This is a genomic window from uncultured Chitinophaga sp. (assembly GCF_937874145.1).
Classification (GTDB): domain Bacteria; phylum Bacteroidota; class Bacteroidia; order Chitinophagales; family Chitinophagaceae; genus Chitinophaga.
In genome coordinates this window covers 1-3,346 of record NZ_CALNBI010000468.1, presented here as the reverse complement: position 1 = coordinate 3,346, position 3,346 = coordinate 1, and the positions used below count along the sequence as shown (strand labels likewise).

The 3,346-nt window shown below is 55.1% G+C and carries 2 protein-coding genes and 1 pseudogene; 1 reads left to right on the top strand and 2 read right to left on the bottom strand.

What is annotated here, in order from left to right; all coding sequences use genetic code 11:
- A pseudogene (locus Q0510_RS22535) lies at window positions 1-858 on the bottom strand (primosomal protein N'); the annotation flags it as partial.
- The gene (locus Q0510_RS22530) at window positions 855-1,619 is read right to left on the bottom strand and encodes a 1-acyl-sn-glycerol-3-phosphate acyltransferase (RefSeq protein WP_298716752.1); all 765 of its coding nucleotides are present in this window, start codon (window positions 1,617-1,619) and stop codon (window positions 855-857) included. The gene Q0510_RS22530 and the pseudogene Q0510_RS22535, both read right to left, overlap by 4 nt.
- Window positions 1,620-1,752: 133 nt before the next feature.
- Between Q0510_RS22530 and mtaB the strand changes: the two genes are divergently transcribed.
- Window positions 1,753-3,015, top strand: a complete 1,263-nt coding sequence (mtaB, locus tag Q0510_RS22525; protein WP_298716750.1) for a tRNA (N(6)-L-threonylcarbamoyladenosine(37)-C(2))-methylthiotransferase MtaB — start codon at window positions 1,753-1,755, stop codon at window positions 3,013-3,015.
- The last annotated feature ends 331 nt before the right edge of the window (window positions 3,016-3,346 follow it).

The following is a 3,346-nucleotide window of genomic DNA, read 5'->3' as shown; positions in this document are numbered from 1 at the left end:
CAGCGCGGTTTCCTGGGCGGGACTGAGATCAAAATCAAGCAGCGTCTCTACTTTGCCCAGGGGCACCCTGTCTACTTGCCGCTTCTCCACCAGCAAGATCTTTTTATCGACGAGCCCTTTGAGCTGCGCGGCGGAGGCGCCAGAGTTTTTGAGCAGTTCGCTTTGCAGTACGGCACCCTGCGTTTTCACGAGGTGGAGGTATGCGAGCAGGAGTTCCATTTGCTTGGGCGCGCGGCTCAGCTCATCGAACAACGGGGCGAGGGCTTCGTCGGTTTCCAGTCCGGGCCGGAGAGAAACATAATTCTCCAGCTTCGCTTTGTAGGATTCCTTCAGCTCTTCGTACACGAGGCATACCCGTTTTTCAATGAGTTGTTTGATGACGGAGTAGATATCGAGGCGGTCGAGGATGAGCTGCACTTCCCCGATGCGCAGTTCCTTGCGGATCTGGAGGGCTTCGGCGATGAGGTATTCGTGGTCGTTGAGATCGGTGAAATCGTCGCCGAAGGCGTCGTTGTAGAGCAGCACCGTTTCGCTGGAGAGCTTGAGGTGTGCGGGGAGTGCGGCATTGAGGACGTCGCCCTCGTTGCACATGTAATATTGCGCGATCCATTCCCAGAAGGCCAGCTGGGTGGTGTACACCACGGGCTCTTTGTCGAGCACGTCCTGGATGGGTTTGGTTTTGTATGCGGAAGGCGGTTGTTCGTGGATGCGTTTGATGATGCCGGCGTACCGCTTTTGCTTGCCGAGCTGAACGGCCACGCGGGAGCCCGGCTGCACAGAGGCTTCCATTTCGGGCGGTACGGCGTAGGTGTAGTTACGCGGCAGGGCTAAGGGCAATATGACGTCGGCGTATTTCATGCAGGCTGGAGCGCCGGGAACGATCTGAATTTGCGCAGCTCGGCATCCATCAGGTCATATACTTTCTGACGGAGGGCGGGCACGTCTTCGATGGTCAGGCCTTTTACAGAAACAGGTTCCATGAACACCACGCGGCAGCGGCCGGGGTTGAGGCTCATGGGGTTGAGTTCCTGCAGGCGGGCGCGGCAGTCGACGTAAATCACCGGCCGGATATCGGTCTGCGTTTCTATGGCGATGCGGAAAGCGCCCTGGTGGAAGGGCAGCAGGGGCTGGCCGGAATTGTTGGTCGTGCCTTCGGGGAAGATGAGCAGGCTCACTTTATGCTGGAGCATGAACATCATGTCGCGGACGGACTGTACCCGGCCGCGGGCGCTGGAGCGGTCGACCGGCACCACCGAACGGCTGTAAATCATGCCGAACAGGGGTACTTTGGAGAGCTCGCTTTTGCCGAGAGGGCGGAAAGGAAGGGGCATTACCTTTACGGCAAGGGCCGCATCCAGGTAACTGGCGTGGTTGGCGATGTAGATACAGGGCTCCTTGGTGCGGGGGGACTTCCATTTACGGGTGACGATGATGCCCACGGCGGGGAACCATACATGTGCCCAAAAACGGAGGAAATAGAACACGAAGTTCCCTCCCTTCACTTTCCCCAGGAAGGAGACGGCCACGATGGGCAGCAGGATGACGAGCATGATGGCCAGCCAGACCACTCCGGCGTAGACCACATAGACGCCCTTCAGGATTTTCGATATTACACGCATAAAACCGGCAAGTTACTGTATCCCGGGGAGCTTTTCAAGGGCGGCGGATACATATCGTTCTTTTCATATATCAACAGGCTGAAAAACCTCGGGAAATCGTACCTTTGCCATCCTTATGACAGGTACAAAATCAGTGGCATTTCACACGTTAGGCTGCAAGCTGAACTTTTCAGAGACCTCCACCCTCGGGCGGATGATGGAAAAGGACGGGTTTGTGCGGAAGGAATTTGACGATACGGCGGACGTTTACGTGATCAACACCTGTTCCGTGACCGACAATGCCGACAAGGAATGCCGGCAGATCGTGCGCCGCATCCAGCGCCGCGCCCCGGGCAGCATGGTGGTGATCACCGGCTGTTATGCCCAGCTCAAACCCAGGGAGATCGCCGAGATCCCCGGGGTGGACCTCGTGCTGGGGGCCGCCGAGAAATTCAACATCGCCGACCACATCCGCGAGCTCACCAAGGGCGACGACGGGGCGAAGGTCTGCTCCTGCGACATCGAGGATGTCAATACTTTCCATTCCAGTTATTCCATCAACGACCGTACCCGTACGTTCCTCAAAGTGCAGGACGGATGTGATTATACCTGTTCCTTCTGCACCATCCCCATGGCGCGGGGCATCAGCCGCAGCGATTCCATCGAAGGCGTGCTGCGCAACGTCCGCGAACTGGCCGGCAACGGTGTGAAGGAAATCGTGCTCACCGGCGTAAACCTGGGCGACTTCGGCAAAGGGTTCGAAGGCGGCAAAAAGCGCGAAGAATCCTTCTTCGAGCTCATCCGGCAGCTGGATGAGGTGGAAGGTATCGAGCGGTACAGGATTTCCAGCATCGAGCCCAACCTGCTGACCGACGAGATCATTGATTTCGTGGCGTCCAGCAAGAAGTTCATGCCGCATTTCCACATCCCCCTGCAGAGCGGCAGCAACGATATCCTGGCCCTGATGCGCCGCCGCTATCGCCGCGAGCTGTATGCGGAAAAAGTAGCGCGCATCAAGGAAAAAATGCCGCATTGCGCCATCGGTGTGGATGTGATTGTGGGCTTCCCTTCCGAAAGCGACGCGCACTTCCGCGAAACCTACGACTTCCTCCACAGCCTCGACGTATCGTACCTGCACGTGTTCACCTACAGCGAGCGCGACAACACGCATGCGCTGTCGATCAAACCGGTGGTGCCCGTGAACGTTCGCCAGGAGCGCAACAAAGCACTGCGCAACCTGAGCCACAAGAAAATGTCGTTCTTCACCGAACAACATACCGGGCAAACGCGCACCGTGCTGTTCGAATCGCACGGCAAAGACGGGATGATGGAAGGATACACCGACAACTATATCAAAATTTCCACGCCTTTCCGGGAAGAGTGGAGTAATAAAATCGTGGATTGGGAACTGCGCTAAAAAAATTCTCGAAAAAAATTTGGCGTTATTCAAAAAGATTCTACCTTTGCAATCCCAACGAACGAAAAGCGTTCACAAAAACGGGAGCTTAGCTCAGCTGGCTCAGAGCATCTGCCTTACAAGCCTTTTTATTTTTACCCTCCTGCAAATTTTAACTTAACCATTCATCGAGAAAAACATAAGTGTCTTTAAAAATCTTTTCCATCTGCTTTTTACTATAAGCCGAATTCCTGTTACGCAGTAGATAACAACTGATTCCATCATAAGCGAAATGCTCAAAAGCCTCGAATCCAAATTTTTTCAAAATCATGTAGCAATAAAGTTTATACCG

Excerpts from the sequence above, each read along its gene's own strand:
- Q0510_RS22530 (WP_298716752.1), bottom strand. The coding sequence starts at position 1,619 with ATGCGTGTAATATCGAAAATCCTGAAGGGCGTCTATGTGGTCTACGCC.